Origin of the sequence: Streptomyces liangshanensis (assembly GCF_011694815.1) — a bacterium.
Taxonomy (GTDB): Bacteria; Actinomycetota; Actinomycetes; order Streptomycetales; family Streptomycetaceae; genus Streptomyces; species Streptomyces liangshanensis.
On sequence record NZ_CP050177.1, the window covers coordinates 2,009,368 to 2,030,000 of the forward strand.

Here is a 20,633-nt window from a genome sequence, read left to right on the forward strand (position 1 = left end):
CCGGCCTCCGGTCGTCTCAGCAGTCTCCCCCGCCGAGCCCCACCCCGCATCCACAACAGGGAGAGGGTCCCCCGACCGACGTTCGGGGGACCCTCTCCACACCTTCGCGACCCGGGAGCCCGCGGCCTGCGCCGACGGCTCCCCCGGACCACTCAGACACTCTCCGCCTGGAACATCCACGCGTGCTTCTCGAGATCGGCCGTCACCTGGATCAGGACGTCCTGGGTGACCGGGTCGGGGTCGTCCGTCACCTTGACGCGCTCGCGCATCTGCTCGACGACGGCGCCGAGGCCGTCGACCAGCAGGCTGACCGCGTCCGCGTCCTTGATCCAGCCGTTCGGGACGGTACCGAAGGCGCTCGTCGCGGCGACGGTGGCGGCGCGGCCGTCCGGGGTGATGCCCAACGCCGACGCCCGCTCGGCCACGGTGTCCATGTGCTGCCGCGCCGTCGTCACGACCTCGTCGAGCTGGAGATGCACGGAGCGGAAGCGGGGACCGACGATGTTCCAGTGCACCTGTTTGGCGACCAGGGCGAGATCCACGAGGTCCACCAGCGCGCCCTGGAGCGCCTCGCCGACCACCTTGAGGTCTTCCTCGGACAGGGAACTCTTGACGACAGACATGCACGTCCTCCATTGCCGTTCGTACGTACCTTCAACCATGGCACAGATGCCCTGAAGAGGTCATTTCACTCCCAGGACGACAAAAACCCCGGCCGGTGAGGTGCACCGGACGGGGCTCGCGCCGAACGCTGGGGGTGAGCGGGTGGGACGTACCCGCGGAATCTAGGCGGCGACGACGTCCACCGCTTCCGTGGGCGCCTTGATGGTCACCCGCTCCGTCGGCACCTTGGCCACCGACGTCACGGAGACAGAGTTGAGCATCGGACGTACTGGCGCAGGCACCGGCTCGTTGGCCGCCGCCGACGCGGCCAGCTCCGCCAACGACAGTTCGTCGCTCACTTCACGCATGAGCTCGGACATCCGTACATCAAGCGCGTCGCAGATCGCGGAGAGCAGCTCGGAGGATGCCTCCTTCTGCCCCCGCTCCACCTCGGAAAGATAGCCGAGCGAGACTCGGGCGGACGAGGAGACTTCGCGCAGAGTACGGCCCTGGCGCTGGCGCTGCCGACGCAGCACGTCACCAAGCAGGCGACGGAGCAGAATCATCGGTGGCTCCCTCCTCGGACCGCGTAGCCGCATCCTTCTCGCCCCACCGTACCGCCTCGCGCCGCGGCCGTGCGGGGAGCGATGCGGTGTTCACTCAGGGCTGCAAACATCAATTCCCCCCGTTCTGTTCCGTATCCTGTGCCCGCCCGTTCCCGGAAAGTTCGCTGCGGAGCAGTCCCAGCACGCTGAGTACACTCTCTTTACGAATGTCCGCCCGGTCACCGTTCAACCGCAGAGCGACCACTTTCCCGGGACCGACCGGCCCCACGGCCGCCACGTAGACGGTGCCCACGGGCTGCCCGTCCTGCGGATCCGGACCCGCGACCCCGGTCGTGGCGGCGCCCCAGTCGGCGCCCAGCGCGTCCCGTACCCCCGCCGCCATCTGCCGCGCGACCTCGGGATCCACCGCGCCCCGCTCCGCCAGGAGGGGTGCGTCGACGCCCAGGACGTCCCGCTTGAGGTCCGTCGCGTAGGCCGTCACGGACCCGCGGAAGGTCCGGGAGGCGCCCGGCACCGATGTCAGCTCGGCGGCCACCAGGCCGCCCGTCAGGGACTCCGCGACGGCGAGCGTCGCCGACCGTTCCTCCAGCAGCGCCAGCACGCGCGCCGCTTCGCCGTTCACCGCGTGGACTCCGCGGCGGCACTCTCGCCGGCCTCGTCGGACGCCGAATCCCCGGAAGCCCCGGAATCCTCGACAGCCCCGGCCTCGGCCTCGGCCACCCGCAGCGCCACGATCGCGCGCCGCCGGATGACCACGGCGTCCCGTACGTAGTCCAGCCCGGTGAGCACCGTCAGCACGACGGCCAGCGCCATCACCCAGAACCGCAGCGTCGCCAGCGGCCCCGTCAGCGCCAGCACGTACATCCCCACGGCCACACCCTGCGCCAGGGTCTTCGCCTTGCCGCCCCGGCTGGCCGGGATGACCGCGAGTCTGATCACCCAGAACCGCATCAGCGTGATGCCGATCTCCCGGACGAGGATGACGCTCGTCACCCACCAGGGCAGATCGCCCAGCACCGAGAGGCTGATCAGCCCCGCCGCCATGATCGCCTTGTCGGCGATGGGGTCGGCGATCTTCCCGAAGTCGGTGACCAGGTTGTACGTACGGGCCAGATGGCCGTCGAAGACGTCGGTGATCATCGCGACGGCGAACGCCGCCCACGCCCAGGCGCGCCAGGCCGGGTCGTACCCGCCGTCCTGGAACAGCAGCACCACGAAGGCGGGCACGAGGACCAGCCGCACCATGGTGAGTATGTTGGCGATGTTCCACAGGCTGGCCTGATTGACCGCAGCAGCCCCCAGCTTGCCTTTGGGCGCCGGTACCCGCTTCGCGCCGGTACCGCCCGCAGCGGACGCCGGGACTCCGGTCATCTGGCCGCCTCCTCACCCGGGGTCCGTGGGTCGTCCCCCGGAAAGTCGCAGTACTCGACGACCAGGTCCACGCCCTGGGTGCCGACCACCTTTGCCTCGACCATACGGCCGGGACGCAGACCGGCGCCGGAGGTGAAGATCACCTGTCCGTCCGTTTCGGGCGCCTGGTGCGCCGCGCGGCCCACCGCGGGCTCCTCGGAATCACTCTCCGGGGCGACCGACTCGACCAGGACCTCAAGGCTCTCGCCGAGGCGCTCCTCGGCCCGCTGGGCCGTCAGCTCCTCCGCGAGGCGCGACAGGTGCGCCAGCCGCTCGTCGACGACGTCCTGGTCCAGCTTGTCGGCGTACGTGGCGGCCTCGGTGCCGTCCTCGTCCGAGTACCCGAACACGCCGATGGCGTCGAGCCGGGCACCGGTCAGGAAACGTTCCAGCTCGGCGAAGTCGGCTTCGGTCTCGCCGGGGAAGCCGACGATGAAGTTCGAGCGCACTCCGGCCTGCGGGGCCTTGCCCCGGATGGTCCCGAGCAGTTCGAGGAAGCGCTCGGTGTCCCCGAAGCGCCGCATCGCGCGCAGCACGCCCGGCGCGGAGTGCTGGAAGGACAGGTCGAAGTACGGGGCGACCTTGGGCGTCGACGTGAGGACGTCGATCAGGCCGGGGCGCATCTCGGCGGGCTGGAGGTAGCTGACCCGGATGCGCTCGATGCCGTCGACGGCCGCCAGCTCGGGCAGCAGCGTCTCCAGGAGGCGGATGTCGCCGAGGTCCTTGCCGTACGAGGTGTTGTTCTCGGAGACGAGCATGACCTCCTTGACGCCCTGGTCGGCCAGCCAGCGCGTCTCGGTGAGCACGTCGCTGGGGCGGCGGGAGATGAAGGAGCCGCGGAACGAGGGGATGGCGCAGAAGGTGCAGCGGCGGTCGCAGCCGGAGGCGAGCTTCACGGAGGCGACGGGGCTGGTGTCCAGGCGGCGGCGCAGGGGGGCGCGGGGGCCGGAGGCGGGCGCGACCCCGGCGGGCAGGTCGGCGGGGAGCGTCTCGGGGTCCGGGGCGACGGCGGGGGCCACCGTGGCGACCCCGCCGGCGTGGCCGTGCCCCGGCAGGGCCACACCGGCGGCGTCCTGGCGCGCGGCCGGGCTGAGCGGCAGCAGCTTGCGCCGGTCGCGGGGCGTGTGCGAGGCGTGGATGCCGCCGTTCAGGATGGTCTGGAGCCGGTCGGAGATGTCGGCGTAGTCGTCGAAGCCGAGCACGCCGTCCGCCTCGGGCAGCGCCTCGGCCAGTTCCTTGCCGTAGCGCTCGGCCATGCAGCCGACGGCGACGACGGCCTGCGTCTTGCCGTGGGCCTTGAGATCGTTGGCCTCCAGCAGGGCGTCGACGGAGTCCTTCTTCGCGGCTTCGACGAACCCACAGGTGTTGACGACGGCGACATCCGCGTCCGTGGCGTCCTGGACGAGCTCCCAGCCGTCCGCTGCCAAGCGGCCTGCAAGCTCCTCCGAGTCCACCTCGTTACGGGCGCAGCCAAGAGTGACAAGGGCGACGGTACGGCGTTCGGGCATGCCATCAGACTACTTTGTCCCGGCCGCGGCCCCTGCCGTGCAGGGTGGGTCAGCCGACCTCGGGGTCTCCCTGCGTGTACGAGAGCCGCTCGACCTGCCCGGACTCGAACGCGTCGCTGACCTTCTTGCCGTTGACGAAGAGCTCGGTGGCTCCGGCGTTGCCGAGGATCAGGTCGATCTGCTCGTCGTCCTGGAACGTCTTCGACTCGCCCTTGAGCAGGAGCCCGTCGAACAGCAGTTTCCCGTTGTGCGCCTTGGCCGAGATCCAGCTCTTGTCGTCCACGGCGGAGAGCTTGACGGTCACCTTGTCGCGCGGCGCGGCCGCGATGGCGCTGTCCGAGGGGACGGGCTTGGGGTCGGCGGACTTGGTGGGGGTGGGCTTGGTGTTGGTCTTGGCGGGCTTGGGGCCCTCGGCTGCCGTCTTCGTCTTGCCGCTGTCCTCGGTGCCGTTGAAGGCGGTGAAACCGACGAACCCGACCACCGCGACGATCGCGGCGACCATGGCGGCGGTCCAGTTCGGGCGGCGGCGCTCCGGCCGGATCCGTTCCGCCTCGAACAGCGGGGCGGCCGGCGTGGGCGCCGGGCGCCCGCCGTGGTCGGCGTCGAACCGCTCCAGGAGGGGCGCGGGATCGATCCCGACGGCCTGGGCGAGCATGCGGATGTGCCCGCGGGCGTAGACGTCGCCGCCGCTGCGGGAGAAGTCGTCCTGCTCGATCGCGTGCACGATGGGGATGCGCACCCGGGTCGAGCCGCTGACCTCGTCGACCGTCAGATCAGCGGCGATGCGCGCCTGCTGGAGGATCTGACCGATCGTGGGCCGGTCGTCGTGGGGGGAAGTACCGTCGGGGTCATTGCCGTCGGGAGAGTTGCCGATGGACACGGGGGCGCCTTTCGAGCGTGTAGCCACCTGCTGGACATTCAGTCTATGGGTGGTACGAAAGGGTGGGGCAACCGGGCGGATGCACTTTGTACGCCATCGGAATGGCCTCGCGGCGTCCGAGTGGCGGAGTGAGGGACATCATGCACTCCCTCACTCCAACTTGACGTGTGGCCAGGGGAAACGGTTGCGTTCCATTTCCCTCCGAAATTCACTGTGAAGCCCCACAGGGGTCCCGTGAGGCGCCCTACACGACGGACTCCCCGCGGATCACGGCGAGCACGTCATCCAGTTCGTCCGCCTTCACCAGGACATCGCGTGCTTTGGAACCCTCACTGGGGCCGACGATGTTCCGTGACTCCATCAGATCCATGAGCCTGCCCGCCTTCGCGAATCCGACACGCAGTTTCCGCTGGAGCATCGAGGTGGAACCGAATTGCGTCGACACGACCAGTTCGGCCGCCTGGCACAACAGGTCGAGATCGTCGCCGATGTCCTCGTCGATCTCCTTCTTCTTCGCCGCGCCGACCACGACGTCCTCGCGGAAGACCGGTGCCATCTGATCCTTGCAGTGCTGGACGATCGCCGCGACCTCGTCCTCGGTCACGAAGGCGCCCTGCATACGGGTGGGCTTGTTGGCGCCCATCGGCAGGTAGAGCCCGTCCCCCTTGCCGATGAGCTTCTCGGCGCCGGGCTGGTCGAGGATGACCCGGCTGTCGGCGAGCGAGGAGGTCGAGAACGCGAGCCGCGAGGGCACGTTCGCCTTGATCAGACCGGTCACGACGTCCACCGAGGGCCGCTGGGTGGCGAGCACCAGATGGATGCCGGCGGCGCGGGCCAGCTGGGTGATGCGGACGATGGAGTCCTCCACGTCACGCGGCGCGACCATCATCAGGTCGGCCAGCTCGTCCACGATGACCAGGAGGTACGGGTACGGCGACAGCTCGCGCTCGCTGCCCTCGGGCAGCTTGATCTTGCCGGCCCGTACCGCCGCGTTGAAGTCGTCGATGTGGCGGTAGCCGTACGCGGCGAGGTCGTCGTACCGCAGGTCCATCTCCCGCACCACCCACTGGAGGGCCTCGGCGGCCCGCTTCGGGTTGGTGATGATCGGCGTGATCAGGTGCGGGATGCCCTCGTACGCGGTGAGCTCGACGCGCTTGGGGTCGACGAGGACCATCCGGACGTCCTCGGGGGTCGCCCTGACCATGACCGACGTGATCAGGCCATTGATGCAGGACGACTTTCCCGAGCCGGTGGCGCCGGCGACCAGCAGGTGGGGCATCTTGGTGAGGTTCGACATCACGTAGCCGCCCTCGACGTCCTTGCCGAGCGCGACGAGCATCGGGTGGTCGTCCTCGGCGGCGTCCGCGAGGCGCAGCACGTCCCCGAGGTTGACCATCTCGCGGTCGGAGTTCGGGATCTCGATGCCGACGGCGGACTTGCCGGGGATCGGGGAGATGATCCGCACGTCGGGGCTGGCCACGGCGTAGGCGATGTTCTTGGCGAGGGCCGTGATGCGCTCGACCTTCACGGCCGGGCCGAGCTGGACCTCGTAACGGGTGACCGTCGGGCCCCGGGTGAAGCCGGTGACGGTCGCGTCGACCTTGAACTCCATGAACACGTTGGTGAGGGAGTGGACGACGGCGTCGTTGGCGGCGCTGCGGGTCTTGCCGGGGCCGCCGCGCTCCAGCAGGTCGAGCGAGGGCAGCGCGTACGTGATGTCGCCGCGGAGCTGGAGCTGTTCGGCGCGGGCGGGGAGCGGGCGGTCCTCGGCGGGCGGGGGTTTGGTCAGGTCGGCGACGACGGGCAGCGGCCGCTGCCCCGCACGGGCCGTCGGTACGGGCACGGAGCGCTCGGCGGGGGCCTCTCCCTCGCCGGGGGCGGGGGCTTCGTCCCGGGGGCCGTCCTGGGCGTCCTGCGGATCCTGGTCGCCGTGGCCCTCCTGACCCTCGCGCCCCTCCGGCACGTCCTGTGCCTCGTCCTCGGACCGCTCCTCCCCGCGCCGGCGTGCGCCGGTCACGGAGACGCCCTGGGTGAGGTCCGCGACGATCGGTGAGGGCGGCATCCCGTTGAGTACGGCTCCGTCCAGCGCCGCGGCCGCGGCGGCGGCCACGTCGACGGCGTCCATCGGCCGGCCCAGTGCGCTCCCGCCCGCGCCCCGGCGGCGCCTGCGGCGCGAGAGCGCCTCGGCCTCGGCCCGGTGCGGGTCGTGCACGTCCGCCGCGCTCCGGCGTGCGCCCGCCGCGCGTGCGCCGGGGGGCAGCGCCTCGCGCCACTGGTCCTCGTACCGCTCGTCGTCCTCGAACTCGACGGGCTCGACGTCGTCCGACACGAGGGAGGGCGGCGGGTCGACGATCCCGAGCCGGGCGGCGAGCAGCCGCAGCCGCTGCGGGACGGCGTTGACGGGGGTGGCGGTGACGACCAGCAGGCCGAACACGGTCAGCAGGAAGAGCAGCGGTACGGCGAGCACCTCGCCCACGGTGAAGATCAGGGGCTTGGAGGCGGCCCAGCCGATGAGCCCGCCCGCGTCCTGCATCGCCTCGGTGCCCTGGTCGCGGCCCGGCGCGCCACAGGCGATGTGGACCAGCCCGAGCACCCCGAGGACCAGCGCGGACAGGCCGATGACGATCCGTCCGTTGGCCTCGGGACGCTCCGGGTAGAGGATCAGCCGCACGGCGACGGCGCCCAGCAGTATCGGGAAGAGCAGGTCCAGGCGGCCGAAGGCGCCGGTGACGAGCATCTCGACCAGGTCGCCGACCGGCCCTTGCAGGTTCGACCACGTACCGGCCGCGACGACGAGGGAGATGCCGAGGAGCAGCAGCGCCACGCCGTCCTTGCGGTGGGCCGGGTCGAGCCCCTTCGCGCCCCGCCCTATGCCGCGGAAGACCGCCCCGACGCCGTGGGCCGCCCCGAGCCAGAGCGTGCGCACGAGCCAGAACACGCCCCCGGTGGGGGACGGCGCGGGCTTGGGTACGGGCCGGGCGGCCGCCTTCTTCGCGGGGGCCTTCTTCGCCGGGGCCTTCTTGGGGGCCGGGGGCTTCTTCGCCACCGTCTTCTTCGCCGCGGTCTTCGCCGTCGTCTTCGCGGGCGCCGCCTTCGCGGCGCCGGTCGTACGGCCGGCGCGCGGCTTCGCGGTGCCCGCCGTGTCCTGGGAGCCCTTGCCGGACGTACGTGAGGCCATGGTGGTGAGGTTACCGGTGTGCACGCCCGCGGACACGTGTGCCCACCGCTTCACCCGATCGTGTCGGGCGCTCGGCGCGGCCCGGCCCGTACCGGATCTGACGCGCCCTCAGCCGCCGTACGGACAGGACCGCGCAGGTCAGTTCTGGGAGGGGAGGACGGCGGGGCCGCTGCCCGCGCCGGGCTCCAGCGCGTCCAGCGCCCGCCGCAGGCCGGTGAGTTTGCGCTCCAGGTGCGCCGCGGTCGCCACCGCGGACGCGTCGGCGGAGTCGTCGTCGAGCTGCTTGGACAGCGCCTCGGCCTGCTCCTCGACGGCGGCGAGCCGCGCGGACAGCTCGGCCAGCACCCCGCCGGGCTCCCTGACCTCGCCCGCCCCGGCGAGCTGCCGCCTGAGCAGCTCGGCCTGCTCCTTCAACTGGCAGTTCTTCATGTACAGCTCGACGAACACCGACACCTTGGCGCGCAGCACCCAGGGGTCGAACGGCTTCGAGATGTAGTCCACCGCGCCCGCCGCGTACCCCCGGAAGGTGTGGTGGGGGCCGTGGTTGATCGCCGTGAGGAAGATGATCGGGATGTCCCGGGTCCGCTCCCGGCGCTTGATGTGCGCGGCGGTCTCGAATCCGTCCATCCCCGGCATCTGGACATCCAGCAGAATGACCGCGAAGTCGTCCGTCAGAAGCGCCTTGAGCGCTTCCTCCCCTGACGATGCCCGCACCAGCGTCTGATCGAGCGCGGAGAGAATGGCCTCCAGCGCCAGCAGATTCTCCGGCCGGTCATCGACCAGGAGGATCTTGGCCTTCTGCACCATGGCCGCCCGCCCTCCTCGCCCCGGCATGGGGCGTCCCCTGCTCGTGGAGCTCGGAACAGCACCGGGCGCCGTCCCAGGGGACGTCTCCGCTACGCCGTCCGTCCTTGTGCCGGTCATCGTAGCCGCACCTCGCCCGTCGCCACACCCTGTCACCGTGATGTCACTGTGCACGAACCTGAAACGTCGCGGGAGACCAGAAGGTTCCCCGCATCCTGCGGCCTCACACCCCTCCGAGCACAGTCGATCAGCGAATCACGGCCAATCGTGCACACATCGATCACTTGTTGTGCATCCACTGATCCATCACCGTCAGCAGGTGATCCGGATCGACCGGCTTCGTCACATAGTCCGATGCGCCGGATTCGATGGCCTTCTCCCGGTCGCCCTTCATGGCCTTGGCCGTGAGCGCGATGATCGGCAGGCCGGCGAACTGGGGCATCCTGCGGATCGCCGTCGTCGTCGCGTACCCGTCCATCTCCGGCATCATGATGTCCATCAGAACGACCGTCACGTCGTCGTGCTGCTCCAGGACCTCGATGCCCTCCCGGCCGTTCTCCGCGTACAGCACCGACAGGCCGTGCTGCTCCAACACACTCGTCAGCGCGAAGACGTTACGGATGTCGTCGTCCACGATCAGCACCTTCTCGTGCGTGAAGGCGAACGCCCGGCGCGGCCGCGGCGCCTCCTGGCGGCCCGTACCGGCCGCTCCCGAGGCCCAGGTCTCCGCCCGGCCCAGCGGCACCCCCGCGGGCGCCGGGAGATCCTGCCCGGTCGCGGTACGGCCCTGCGCCTCCTCCTCCGCGTTCTTGCGGCGGCGGCGGAACAGCGCGGCGGGCCCGGACATGTCCGGGGAGAGCGGGCCGCTGTCGGGGCGCACCATCCCGACCGTCTCCGCCGCGGCGGACGCGATCGACACCGGCGTCGACTGCGGGTCCATGCCGGCCGGGGTGAGCTGCTGGTAGCCCTGCGGGGGCAGTTCGCTGGGGTGCAGCGGCAGGTACAGCGTGAACGTCGAGCCGCGTCCCGGCTCGCTCGCCGCGTGGATCTCGCCGCCCAGCAGGCGCGCGATCTCCCGGCTGATCGACAGGCCCAGGCCCGTACCGCCGTACTTGCGGCTGGTCGTCCCGTCCGCCTGCTTGAACGCCTCGAAGATCACCCGCATCTTGCTCGCCGCGATCCCGATCCCGGTGTCCGTGACGGAGAACGCGATCAGGTCCCCGTCCGCGTCCCGCAGCGAACCGGCCTCCAACAGCTGCTCCCTGATGGCGTCCGGCACATCGGAACCGGCCGGCCGGATCACCAGCTCCACGGCCCCGCTGTCGGTGAACTTCACCGCGTTCGACAGCAGGTTGCGCAGCACCTGCAACAGCCGCTGCTCGTCGGTGTGCAGGGTCGCGGGCAGCTCCGGCGAGACCCGTACGGAGAAGTCGAGCCCCTTCTCCGCGGTGAGCGGCCGGAACGTCGCCTCCACGTAGTCGACCAGCTGGACCAGCGCGATCCTGGTCGGGCTGACGTCCATCTTGCCCGCCTCGACCTTCGACAGGTCGAGGATGTCGTTGATCAGCTGGAGCAGGTCGGACCCGGCCCCGTGGATCGTCTCCGCGAACTCCACCTGCTTCGGCGACAGGTTCGTCTCCGCGTTGTCGGCGAGCAGCTTCGCCAGGATGAGCAGCGAGTTGAGCGGCGTCCGCAGCTCGTGCGACATGTTCGCCAGGAACTCCGACTTGTAGCGCATCGAGACCGCGAGCTGCTCGGCCCGCTCCTCCAGCACCTGCCTGGCCTCTTCGATCTCGGTGTTCTTCACCTCGATGTCGCGGTTCTGCCGGGCCAGCAGCTCGGCCTTCTCCTCCAGCTCCGCGTTGGACTCCTGGAGCGCCTTCTGCCGGTTCTCCAGCTCCGCCGACCGCTCCCGCAGCTGTTCCGTCAGCTCCTGCGACTGCTTGAGGAGCACCTCCGTCTTGGAGTTGACGCTGATCGTGTTGACGCTCGTCGCGATCATCTCGGCGATCTGGTTCAGGAAGTCCCGCTGGATCTGGGTGAACGGCTGGAACGACGCCAGCTCGATCACCCCGAGGACCTTCCCCTCGAAGAGCACCGGCAGCACGATCACGTGCGCCGGCGACGCCTCGCCCAGGCCGGACGAGATCTTGAGATACCCCGGCGGTACGTTGACCTGGATCGTGCGCTTCTCCTCGGCGGCCGTGCCGATGAGCGTCTCGCCCGGCCGGAAGGCCGTGGGCATCGCGCCCGCCGAGTAGCCGTAACTGCCGCGCATGCACAGCTCGTACGAACTGTCCCTGACGGCCTCGCTGCCCACCTGGGACGTCGTACCGGTCTGCATCGCGAGGAAGAACGCGCCGTGCTGCGCCGAGACGGCGGGCGTCAGCTCGCTCATGATCAGCGACGCCACGTCGTCCAGGTCGCGGCGGCCCTGCATCAGGCCCGAGATGCGGGCGAGGTTGCCCTTGAGCCAGTCCTGCTCCTCGTTGGCGAGGGTGGTGTCGCGCAGGTTCGCGATCATCGTGTTGATGTTGTCCTGGAGGACCTGGATCTCGCCCGCCGCGTCCACGTCGATCTTGAGGCTCAGGTCGCCGCGGGTCACCGCCGTGGCCACCCCGGCGATCGCCCGCACCTGACGCGTCAGGTTCCCGGCCATCTCGTTCACGGACTCGGTGAGGTCACGCCACGTGCCGTCGACGTCCCGCACCCGCGCCTGACCGCCCAACTGCCCGTCCGTACCCACCTCGCGGGCCACCCGCGTCACCTGGTCGGCGAACGACGACAGCTGGTCGACCATCGTGTTGATCGTGTTCTTCAGCTCCAGGATCTCGCCCCGGGCGTCGATGTCGATCTTCTTGGTGAGATCACCCTTGGCGATGGCGGTGGTGACCGTCGCGATCTGCCGCACCTGACCCGTCAGGTTGTCGGCCATCGAGTTCACCGACTCGGTCAGGTCCTTCCACGTACCGGAGACACCCGGCACCCGCGCCTGGCCGCCCAGCTCCCCTTCCGTGCCCACCTCACGGGCGACGCGGGTCACCTCGTCGGCGAACGACGACAGGGTCGTCACCATCGTGTTGACGGTGTCGGCCAGCTCCGCGACCTCGCCGCGCGCCTCGACCGTCACCTTCTTCGTCAGGTCACCGTTGGCGACCGCCGACGACACCCGCGAGATGTTCCGCACCTGGCTGGTCAGGTTGTTGGCCATGGTGTTGACGTTGTCGCTGAGGTCCTTCCAGATCCCGGTGACCCCCCGCACCCGGGCCTGACCGCCGAGGATGCCCTCCGTACCCACCTCACGGGCGACCCTGGTCACCTCGTCGGCGAAGTTGAGCAACTGGTCGACCATGGTGTTGACGGTCGTGACCAGGTCGAGGATCTCGCCCTTCGCGTCGACGGTGATCTTCTTCGACAGATCGCCCTTGGCGACCGCCGTCGTCACCTCCGCGATGTTGCGCACCTGCGACGTCAGGTTGTTCGCCATGAAGTTGACGGACTGGGTGAGGTCCTTCCACGTACCGGACACCCCCTGGACCTCGGCCTGGCCGCCGAGCATGCCCTCGGTGCCCACCTCGCGGGCCACCCTCGTGACCTGCTCGGCGAAGTTCGACAGCTGGTCCACCATGGTGTTGAGGGTGTTCTTCAACTCCAGGATCTCGCCCCGCGCGTCCACGTCGATCTTCTGCGACAGGTCACCGCGCGCGACCGCCGTGGCGACCTGCGCGATGTTGCGGACCTGGGCGGTCAGGTTCCCCGCCATCCCGTTCACGGAGTCCGTCAGGTCACGCCACACACCGGCGACACCCGGCACCTGCGCCTGCCCGCCGAGCCGGCCGTCCGTCCCCACCTCGCGGGCGACCCGCGTCACCTGCTCCGCGAAGGCCGACAACTGGTCGACCATCGTGTTGATCGTGTTCTTGAGCTCCAGGATCTCGCCCCGGGCGTCCACGTCGATCTTCTGCGACAGGTCGCCCCGCGCCACCGCCGTCGTCACCTGGGCGATCTGGCGGACCTGGTCGGTCAGGTTCCCCGCCATGAAGTTGACGGAGTCCGTCAGCTCCTTCCACGTACCGCTGACGCCGTCCACCCGCGCCTGGCCGCCGAGCCGGCCCTCCGTGCCCACGTCCCGCGCCATCCGCGTCACCTGGTCGGCGAACGACGACAGCTGCGACACCATCGTGTTGACGGTGTTCTTGAGCTCCAGCATCTCGCCGGCCACGTTGACCGTGACCTTCTGCGACAGGTCACCGTTGGCGACCGCCGTCGTCACCTGCGCGATGTCCCGCACCTGGCCGGTGAGGTTACGGAACGCGGTGTTCACCGAGTCCGTCAGGTCCTTCCACGTCCCCGCCGCGCCCGGCACCTCCGCCTGCCCGCCGAGCCGGCCCTCGACGCCGACCTCCCGCGCGACCCGCGTCACCTCCGAACCGAACGACTGGAGCTGGTCGACCATCGTGTTGACGGTGTTCTTCAGCTCCAGCATCTCGCCCGCGACATCCACGGTGACCTTCTGCGACAGGTCACCGTTCGCGACCGCCGTCGTCACCTGCGCGATGTCCCGCACCTGCGTCGTCAGGTTCCGGAAGACCGTGTTGACCGAGTCCGTCAGGTCCTTCCACGTCCCCGCCGCCCCCGGCACCTGCGCCTGACCGCCCAGCACACCCGAGGCACCGACCTCGCTCGCCACCCGCGTCACCTCGTCGGCGAACGTACGCAGCGTCTCGGTCATCTGGTTGATCGTCTCGGCGAGTTGCGCCACCTCGCCGCGCGCGCTCACCGTCACCTTCTGCGACAGGTCACCGTTGGCGACCGCCGTGGTCACCTCGGCGATGCCCCGCACCTGGTTCGTCAGGTTCCCCGCCATCGTGTTCACCGAGTCGGTGAGGTCCTTCCAGACCCCCGCCACCCCCGGCACGGTCGCCTGACCGCCCAGCTCACCCTCCGTACCGACCTCCCGGGCCACGCGCGTGACCTCGGAGGAGAACGACGACAGCTGGTCCACCATCGTGTTCACGGTGTTCTTCAGCTGGAGCATCTCGCCCGCCACGTGCACCGTGACCTTGCGGGACAGATCCCCCTTGGCCACCGCCGTCGTGACGAGAGCAATGTCACGCACCTGCGCGGTCAACCGGTACGCCATCGTGTTGACGGAGTCCGTCAGGTCCTTCCAGGACCCGGACATGCCGCGCACCTTGGCCTGACCGCCGAGTTTGCCCTCCGTACCGACCTCCAGCGCCACCCGCGTCACCTCGTCGGTGAACGCGGACAACTGGTCGACCAGGTTGTTGACCGTACGGGCCACCTTGAGGAACTCGCCGCGCAGCGGCCGCTCCGCGCCGTCCTCCGACTGCGAGCGCAGCTCCATCCGCTGCTCAAGATCACCCTCGGCGACCGCCGACAGCACCCGGCCCACCTCGGACACCGGCCGCGCCAGGTCGTCGACCAGCGCGTTCGACGCGTCGATGGCCGTCGCCCAGGACCCCTCACAGGCCCCCGTCTCCAGGCGCTCCGTGAGCTTCCCCTCCCGGCCCACCATGCGCCGCACCCGCGCCAGCTCACCGGTCAGATGCAGATTCCGGTCCGCGACCTCGTTGAAGACGGCCGCGATCTCCGCCATCTCGTCGTCACCGGAGACCGTCAACCTCTTACGGAAGTTGCCGTCACGCATCGCCACCAGGGCGGACAGCAGTCTGTTCAGCTCCGCCGAGTCCACCTCGGTGGTCCCGTTGTTCCGGGACCGTCCGCCTTTCGCGCGCGTGTTCACGCCACGCGCCGCCACGCCAGACTCCACCGTGTCCCTCCCGCAGGGTTCGAACGTACTGCCCGGGCTGTCTCCAAGAGCCTGCCCAGTGTTTCACCCCGGCCCAACCAGGCCATAACAGATCGGCAGCTTCGCATAGGGTCCCCGCAACCGGGGGACGGAAACAGTTGCAACCGGCATCCGCTCGGACCGTGAAGGTAAGTAACCTGGCATCCGGCTGTCCAACCGCCCCGGTCCGCCCGGCGGGGGTGGTGTGGCGAAGGTACTACCACCGGGCGCCTGGAGGGGCGGGGCCGATCATGGCGGAGCCGGGTATCGACACGCGTACGAGGAGTTCTGTGATCACCGCCCGGGCGGCTGCCACCTTCGAACCGGTCGGACGGTCCGTCGCGACCGCCCGCGCCTTTGTCCGCGACACCCTCCAGGGCTGGGGACACTCCGACGTGGTGGACGACGCCGTCGTCCTCACCAGCGAACTCGTCACCAACGCGGTCGTCCATGCCGGTACCTCCGCCGACGTCCTCTGCCTCCGTACGGAGGACGGGGTCCGCGTCGAGGTCGCCGACCGCTACCCCGAGCGCGAGGTGCCCATACAGGGCACCGGACACGCCTTCGCCAGCCCCGACAGCGAGAACGGCCGGGGACTGCTGCTCTGCGCGGCCCTCGCCTCCCGCTGGGGCGTCGAGTACACCCCCACGTACAAACAGGTCTGGTTCCAGCTCGACCTGCCCGAGCGCGCCATCGGCACCCGCTCCGCGGGACCCGTCCTGCCCACCAGTCTGCTCCCCGTCGCCGACGAACGCGTCCGGGTCGCCGTCGTCCAGATCGACGCCACCGGCACCGTCGTCAACTGGAACGAGGACGCCGAGCATATGTTCGGACACACCGCGGACCATGTCCTCGGCAAACCCCTCACCGACTTCGCGGCCTGGCCGCACACCCCCGGCCTCGGCACCGGCATCGCCGAGGCCCTCCAGCTCTCCCGCTGGGAGGGCAGCTACGGCATGCGCGTCGCCGACGGCCGGGTCATCGCCGTCTACGCCTCCCACCTCAGGGTCCGCGACACCCACGGCGAACCGTCCACCGTCTGCCTCCTCGTACGCGACCACGAACGCGCCGTCATCCAGACCCCGCCCCGCGCCCCCTCCACCGAGGTCGGCTCCGAGAACCGCGCCGCCGACCCCTTCGAGGTCTTCATCGGCTCCCCCGCCCCCGACGACCTCGACGGCCTCCTCCAGCGCACCGTCGAACGCGCGCGCGACATGCTCGACGGCGACGCCGCCTTCCTCCTCCTCGCCACCGACGACGAGACCGAGCTGGAGGTACGCGCCAGCACCGGCCTCCCCTCCGCCCGCCAGCGCTTCGCCCGCGTCCCCGTCGAAGCCGGCACCGGACGCTACGGCTCCGCCCGCATGCCCGCCGTCCACGAAGACCTCATCGCCGTCCCCGGGGCCGTCCCGCTCCTCGGCGGCACCGGCATGCGCTCCGTCGTCACCGTCCCCCTCAAGGTCGAGGGCCGCCTCACCGGCTCCCTCGGCGTCGCCGCCGAAGCCGCCGGCCGCTACTCGAACGAAGAAGCGCTCCGCCTCCAGTTCGCCGCCGACCGCATCGCCCTCGCCGTCGAGTCCGCCCGCCTAGGCGAGCTCGAACGCCTCCGCCGAGGCTCCTTGTCCTTCCTCGTCGAGGCCTCCGACCTGCTCGCCGGCACCCTGGACCGCGACCAGACCCTCGCCCTCATGGCCCAGATGACCGTCCCCACCCTCGCCACCTGGTGCGCCGTCTACACCATCGCCGACCAGTCCTCGGACCCGTACCTCTCCTACGTCCTGCACGAGGACGAGGAGCGCATCGACGGCCTCAAGGCCCTCCTCGGCAAGATCGACCCACCCGAACCGGTCCCCACCCCCGGCGCCCGCATCTGGACCGCCCCCGCGGCCGCCGCGCACGAGGCCGCCCTCCGTACCTCCATGCGCGAGCTGGGCGGCGGCTCCGCACCGGTCTCCTCCGGCATCGGTACGACCCTGGCCACGGCGGCCGCCGTCGGCGGCGAGACCGTCGTCCTCCCCCTCGTCGCCCGCAACCGCGTCATCGGCATGCTGACCCTCGGCAAACCCTCCGACGACCACTTCCGGCAGGAGATCCTCGAACTCGCCGAGGACCTCTCCCGCCGGGCCGCCCTCGCCCTCGACAACGCCCGCCTCTACTCGGAGCGCACCGCGATCAGCCAGGCCCTGCAACGCAGCCTCCTGCCCCCGGGCCTCCCCCAGATCCCCGGCGTCGAGGTCGAGGTCATCTACCGCGCCGCGGGCGAGGGCAACGAGGTCGGCGGCGACTTCTACGACCTCTTCCCCATCCGCGACGGCGCGTACGGCTTCGCCATCGGCGACGTCTGCGGTACGGGCCCCGAGGCCGCGGCGGTCACCGGCCTCGCCCGCCACGCCCTGCGCCTGCTGGCCCGCGAGGGCTTCGCCGGACCCGCCGTCCTCGAACGCCTGAACACCGCGATCCTCGACGAGGGCGCCCGCAGCCGCTTCCTCACCCTGCTCTACGGGGAGTTGTGGCCCCAGGAGGACGGCAGCGCGGTCCTCAAGATCGTCTGCGCCGGCCACCCCCTCCCTCTGCGGCTGCGCCCCGACGGCACGGTCGAACCGGCCGCCGAACCGCAGCCGTTGCTGGGCGTCATGGAGGACCTGGAGCTGTACGAGGAGGTCATCACCCTCGATCCGGGTGACGTCCTCCTCTGCGTCACGGACGGTGTCACCGAACGCCGCGAGGGCACCCGGATGTTGGGCGACGACGGCCTGGCGGACGTCCTCGCGACGTGCACGGGCCTCACGGCGGGTGCGGTCGCGTCCCGCATCCTGCGCGCGGTGGAACGTTTCGCGGCGGAACCGGCCTCGGACGACATGGCGATCCTCACCCTGCGCATCCCGGAACCGCACCTCGCCTGAGGGCGCGTCGTCAGCGGTGGAAGGCGGCTCCGAAGCGCGCGCCGGTCACGGGCGCGGCGAGCGTGCCAGGACCGAAGGTCACCGAGCCGGTCCCGGTGAGCCCCGCGGCGGTGCCGGGGAGGACCCACACGGACCCGTTGCCGGTGTTCTCGGCGGGCGCCCCGACCGCGACGTACCGTCCGACGACGGCGGTACGGGTCCCGAACCGGTCACCGTTCTCCGCCGCGCCCGGCACGCCGGCCGTGTCCTGGCTGAACGACTGGGATCCGGCTCCGGTGAGGCCGGCCGCGCTGCCCCGGAGCACGGTGAAGTTGCCCGCGTCGGTCAGCTCACCCAGGTCTTCGCCGGGGACACCGGCGACGACGTCCGCGTAACCGTCACCGGTGACGTCTCCGACGGAGACGTCGGTCCCGAAGCGGTCACCGCTCTCCCCCGTGCCGGGGACGTCGGCAGTGTCCTGGCCGATGAGGGTGGCGCGCGGGGCGAGCCCGGTGGCGGTGCCCCGCACCACGCCCACCAGTCCGCCGCCGGCGGCGGTGGGGCGGCCGAAGACGACGTCCTGCCGGCCGTCACCGTCGATGTCGCCGAGGGCGACGCTCTCCGCGGACACGGTGTCGGGCGCGGCGACGAGGTCCCCCGCGACCAGGCCGTTCGCGGTGCCCTTGAGCAGGCGGAGACCGACCTGGTCCGCGGAGCCGGTGCCGACCACGAGGTCGGTCCTGCCGTCGCCGTCGACGTCGCCGGATTCCATGACGTTCACGGGGACGTTCACGTCGGCGAGGGGTCCGGTGCGGGCCGCGACACCTTCGCGGCTGATCGGCCCGTACTTCATCCCGTCGGCGGTCGCGAGGTCCAGGTGCCCGTCCCCGTCGAAGTCCCCGGCGCGGGTCTCCGACCGGCCCTGGCCGACGTTCGCGGCGGTGGCGAGTCCGCCGACGCCTCCCCACAGGACGGTGTGCAGCCCGGCGTCCGGCGTGCTGCCGATGTCCTCGCCGGGGGTGCCCACGATCAGGTCGGTGTACCCGTCCCCGTCCAGGTCGGCGGCGGTGAGGTTGCCGCCGAAGCCGTCGCCGGCCTCCGAGGTGCCGGGGATCGCGTACCGGTCCTGGCTGATGATCTGGCGCTTGACGCCGTCGGGGCCGTCGGCCATGCCGTAGACCACGGCTATGTACCCGGCGCCGGCCTGGCCGTTGACGGTGCCGCCCGGGGCGGCGATCGCCACGTCGGGGTATCCGTCACCGTCGAAGTCGGCCCGCGTGGACGCGGGGGCGTCGAGGGCCCGGGCGCCGGCGGAGGTGTCCGCGGCGTAGGACACCGCGGGGGCGGCGCCCGTCACGGCGATGACCACGGCGGCGACAGTGGCGGCGGACAGGTGGAATCTATGGGAGGACAAGGCAAACCCCTTGGGATGGCGAGCGGTTGGCCGCGAGTCTCACGCGCTCGGCACCCAACAAGACCCGCACCACCCGCCAACGGTTGTACGCCGCCCCGCCACCTCTCGTTCACCTGGGGCCGGAACGCAAGAAGGCCCCCGCCATAGGCGGGGGCCTTCTTGTTCAACTGTGGAGCCCCAATGCGGAATCGAACCGCAGACCTTCTCCTTACCATGGAGACGCTCTACCGACTGAGCTATTGGGGCTTGAGAGATGCCCCGCACCATGAGGTGCGGGGCAATCCCACAAAGATTGTTCGGCGGCGTCCTACTCTCCCACAGGGTCCCCCCTGCAGTACCATCGGCGCTACGAGGCTTAGCTTCCGGGTTCGGAATGTAACCGGGCGTTTCCCTCGCGCAATGACCACCGAAACACTATGAAGATCTCGAAAAGCTGGATGACAACACGGCTCTTCGTTACTTCAGAACTAACACAGTGGACGCGAGCAACTGAGGACAAGCCCTCGGCCTATTAGTACCAGTCAGCTTCAACCGTTACCGGTCTTCCACATCTGGCCTATCAACCCAGTCGTCTACTGGGAGCCTTAACCCCTCATGGGGGTGGGAGTTCTCATCTCGAAGCAGGCTTCCCGCTTAGATGCTTTCAGCGGTTATCCCTCCCGAACGTAGCCAACCAGCCATGCCCTTGGCAGAACAACTGGCACACCAGAGGTTCGTCCGTCCCGGTCCTCTCGTACTAGGGACAGCCCTTCTCAAAACTCCTACGCGCACAGCGGATAGGGACCGAACTGTCTCACGACGTTCTAAACCCAGCTCGCGTACCGCTTTAATGGGCGAACAGCCCAACCCTTGGGACCGACTCCAGCCCCAGGATGCGACGAGCCGACATCGAGGTGCCAAACCATCCCGTCGATATGGACTCTTGGGGAAGATCAGCCTGTTATCCCCGGGGTACCTTTTATCCGTTGAGCGACGGCGCTTCCACAAGCCACCGCCGGATCACTAGTCCCGACTTTCGTCCCTGCTCGACCCGTCGGTCTCACAGTCAAGCTCCCTTGTGCACTTACACTCAACACCTGATTACCAACCAGGCTGAGGGAACCTTTGGGCGCCTCCGTTACTCTTTAGGAGGCAACCGCCCCAGTTAAACTACCCATCAGACACTGTCCCTGATCCGGATCACGGACCCAGGTTAGACATCCAGCACGACCAGAGTGGTATTTCAACGACGACTCCACCTGAACTGGCGTCCAAGCTTCACAGTCTCCCACCTATCCTACACAAGCCGAACCGAACACCAATATCAAACTATAGTAAAGGTCCCGGGGTCTTTCCGTCCTGCTGCGCGAAACGAGCATCTTTACTCGTAGTGCAATTTCACCGGGCCTATGGTTGAGACAGTCGAGAAGTCGTTACGCCATTCGTGCAGGTCGGAACTTACCCGACAAGGAATTTCGCTACCTTAGGATGGTTATAGTTACCACCGCCGTTTACTGGCGCTTAAGTTCTCAGCTTCGCCACACCGAAATGTGACTAACCGGTCCCCTTAACGTTCCAGCACCGGGCAGGCGTCAGT

The 20,633-nt window shown here is 69.7% G+C and carries 11 protein-coding genes, 1 tRNA gene and 2 rRNA genes (1 of these 14 running past the window's edge); 1 reads left to right on the top strand and 13 read right to left on the bottom strand.

The window, feature by feature from the left end:
• Window positions 1-152: 152 nt before the first annotated feature.
• The 9 genes from HA039_RS08470 to HA039_RS08510 all read right to left on the bottom strand — a co-directional run bounded on the left by HA039_RS08470 (window position 153) and on the right by HA039_RS08510 (window position 14,743).
• Entirely contained in the window at window positions 153-623 is a 471-nt protein-coding gene (locus tag HA039_RS08470) for a Dps family protein (protein ID WP_167026158.1), read from the bottom strand.
• Window positions 624-785: 162 nt separating this feature from the next.
• Window positions 786-1,169 carry a helix-turn-helix domain-containing protein gene (locus tag HA039_RS08475; RefSeq protein WP_161309327.1) on the bottom strand — a complete coding sequence of 128 codons (384 nt, stop codon included), beginning with the start codon at window positions 1,167-1,169 and terminating at the stop codon, window positions 786-788.
• A gap of 109 nt (window positions 1,170-1,278) precedes the next feature.
• A complete protein-coding gene (locus HA039_RS08480) occupies window positions 1,279-1,791 on the bottom strand; it encodes a CinA family protein (RefSeq protein ID WP_167026161.1) in 513 nt (170 codons plus the stop codon).
• Entirely contained in the window at window positions 1,788-2,540 is a 753-nt protein-coding gene (gene pgsA / locus HA039_RS08485; protein ID WP_167026164.1) for a CDP-diacylglycerol--glycerol-3-phosphate 3-phosphatidyltransferase, read from the bottom strand. Before pgsA ends, HA039_RS08480 begins: the two co-directional genes overlap by 4 nt.
• The gene (gene rimO / locus HA039_RS08490; protein WP_167026167.1) at window positions 2,537-4,087 is read right to left on the bottom strand and encodes a 30S ribosomal protein S12 methylthiotransferase RimO; all 1,551 of its coding nucleotides are present in this window, start codon (window positions 4,085-4,087) and stop codon (window positions 2,537-2,539) included. The genes pgsA and rimO overlap by 4 nt, the downstream gene beginning before the upstream one ends.
• 49 nt (window positions 4,088-4,136) lie before the next feature.
• Window positions 4,137-4,967: a helix-turn-helix domain-containing protein gene (locus HA039_RS08495; RefSeq protein WP_167026170.1), complete on the bottom strand. Its 831-nt coding sequence runs from the start codon at window positions 4,965-4,967 to the stop codon at window positions 4,137-4,139.
• 244 nt (window positions 4,968-5,211) lie between these two features.
• Window positions 5,212-8,145, bottom strand: coding sequence for an FtsK/SpoIIIE family DNA translocase (locus HA039_RS08500; RefSeq protein WP_208298568.1), 2,934 nt, complete (start codon window positions 8,143-8,145; stop codon window positions 5,212-5,214).
• Between the two features lie 138 nt (window positions 8,146-8,283).
• Window positions 8,284-8,952 carry a response regulator gene (locus HA039_RS08505; protein ID WP_167026176.1) on the bottom strand — a complete coding sequence of 223 codons (669 nt, stop codon included), beginning with the start codon at window positions 8,950-8,952 and terminating at the stop codon, window positions 8,284-8,286.
• Window positions 8,953-9,229: 277 nt separating this feature from the next.
• On the bottom strand, window positions 9,230-14,743 hold the full coding sequence (locus HA039_RS08510) for a HAMP domain-containing protein (protein ID WP_208298569.1): 5,514 nt from the start codon (window positions 14,741-14,743) through the stop codon (window positions 9,230-9,232).
• Window positions 14,744-15,012: 269 nt separating this feature from the next.
• Between HA039_RS08510 and HA039_RS08515 the strand changes: the two genes are divergently transcribed.
• Window positions 15,013-17,664: a SpoIIE family protein phosphatase gene (locus HA039_RS08515; protein WP_167026179.1), complete on the top strand. Its 2,652-nt coding sequence runs from the start codon at window positions 15,013-15,015 to the stop codon at window positions 17,662-17,664.
• Between the two features lie 10 nt (window positions 17,665-17,674).
• Here the strand turns inward: HA039_RS08515 and HA039_RS08520 are convergent, their stop codons facing one another.
• The 4 genes from HA039_RS08520 to HA039_RS08535 all read right to left on the bottom strand — a co-directional run.
• A complete protein-coding gene (locus HA039_RS08520; protein ID WP_167026182.1) occupies window positions 17,675-19,057 on the bottom strand; it encodes an FG-GAP-like repeat-containing protein in 1,383 nt (460 codons plus the stop codon).
• Between the two features lie 170 nt (window positions 19,058-19,227).
• A tRNA-Thr gene (locus HA039_RS08525) sits at window positions 19,228-19,303 on the bottom strand.
• Between the two features lie 48 nt (window positions 19,304-19,351).
• Window positions 19,352-19,468, bottom strand: a 5S ribosomal RNA gene (rrf, locus tag HA039_RS08530).
• Window positions 19,469-19,548: 80 nt separating this feature from the next.
• Window positions 19,549-20,633, bottom strand: a 23S ribosomal RNA gene (locus tag HA039_RS08535) (it continues 2,039 nt past the right edge of the window).

Coding starts and splice junctions, on each gene's coding strand:
- rimO (WP_167026167.1), bottom strand. CDS start 4,087: ATGCCCGAACGCCGTACCGTCGCCCTTGTCACTCTTGGCTGCGCCCGT.
- HA039_RS08505 (WP_167026176.1), bottom strand. CDS start 8,952: ATGGTGCAGAAGGCCAAGATCCTCCTGGTCGATGACCGGCCGGAGAAT.
- HA039_RS08515 (WP_167026179.1), top strand. CDS start 15,013: ATGGCGGAGCCGGGTATCGACACGCGTACGAGGAGTTCTGTGATCACC.
- HA039_RS08470 (WP_167026158.1), bottom strand. CDS start 623: ATGTCTGTCGTCAAGAGTTCCCTGTCCGAGGAAGACCTCAAGGTGGTC.
- HA039_RS08500 (WP_208298568.1), bottom strand. CDS start 8,145: ATGGCCTCACGTACGTCCGGCAAGGGCTCCCAGGACACGGCGGGCACC.
- HA039_RS08475 (WP_161309327.1), bottom strand. CDS start 1,169: ATGATTCTGCTCCGTCGCCTGCTTGGTGACGTGCTGCGTCGGCAGCGC.
- pgsA (WP_167026164.1), bottom strand. CDS start 2,540: ATGACCGGAGTCCCGGCGTCCGCTGCGGGCGGTACCGGCGCGAAGCGG.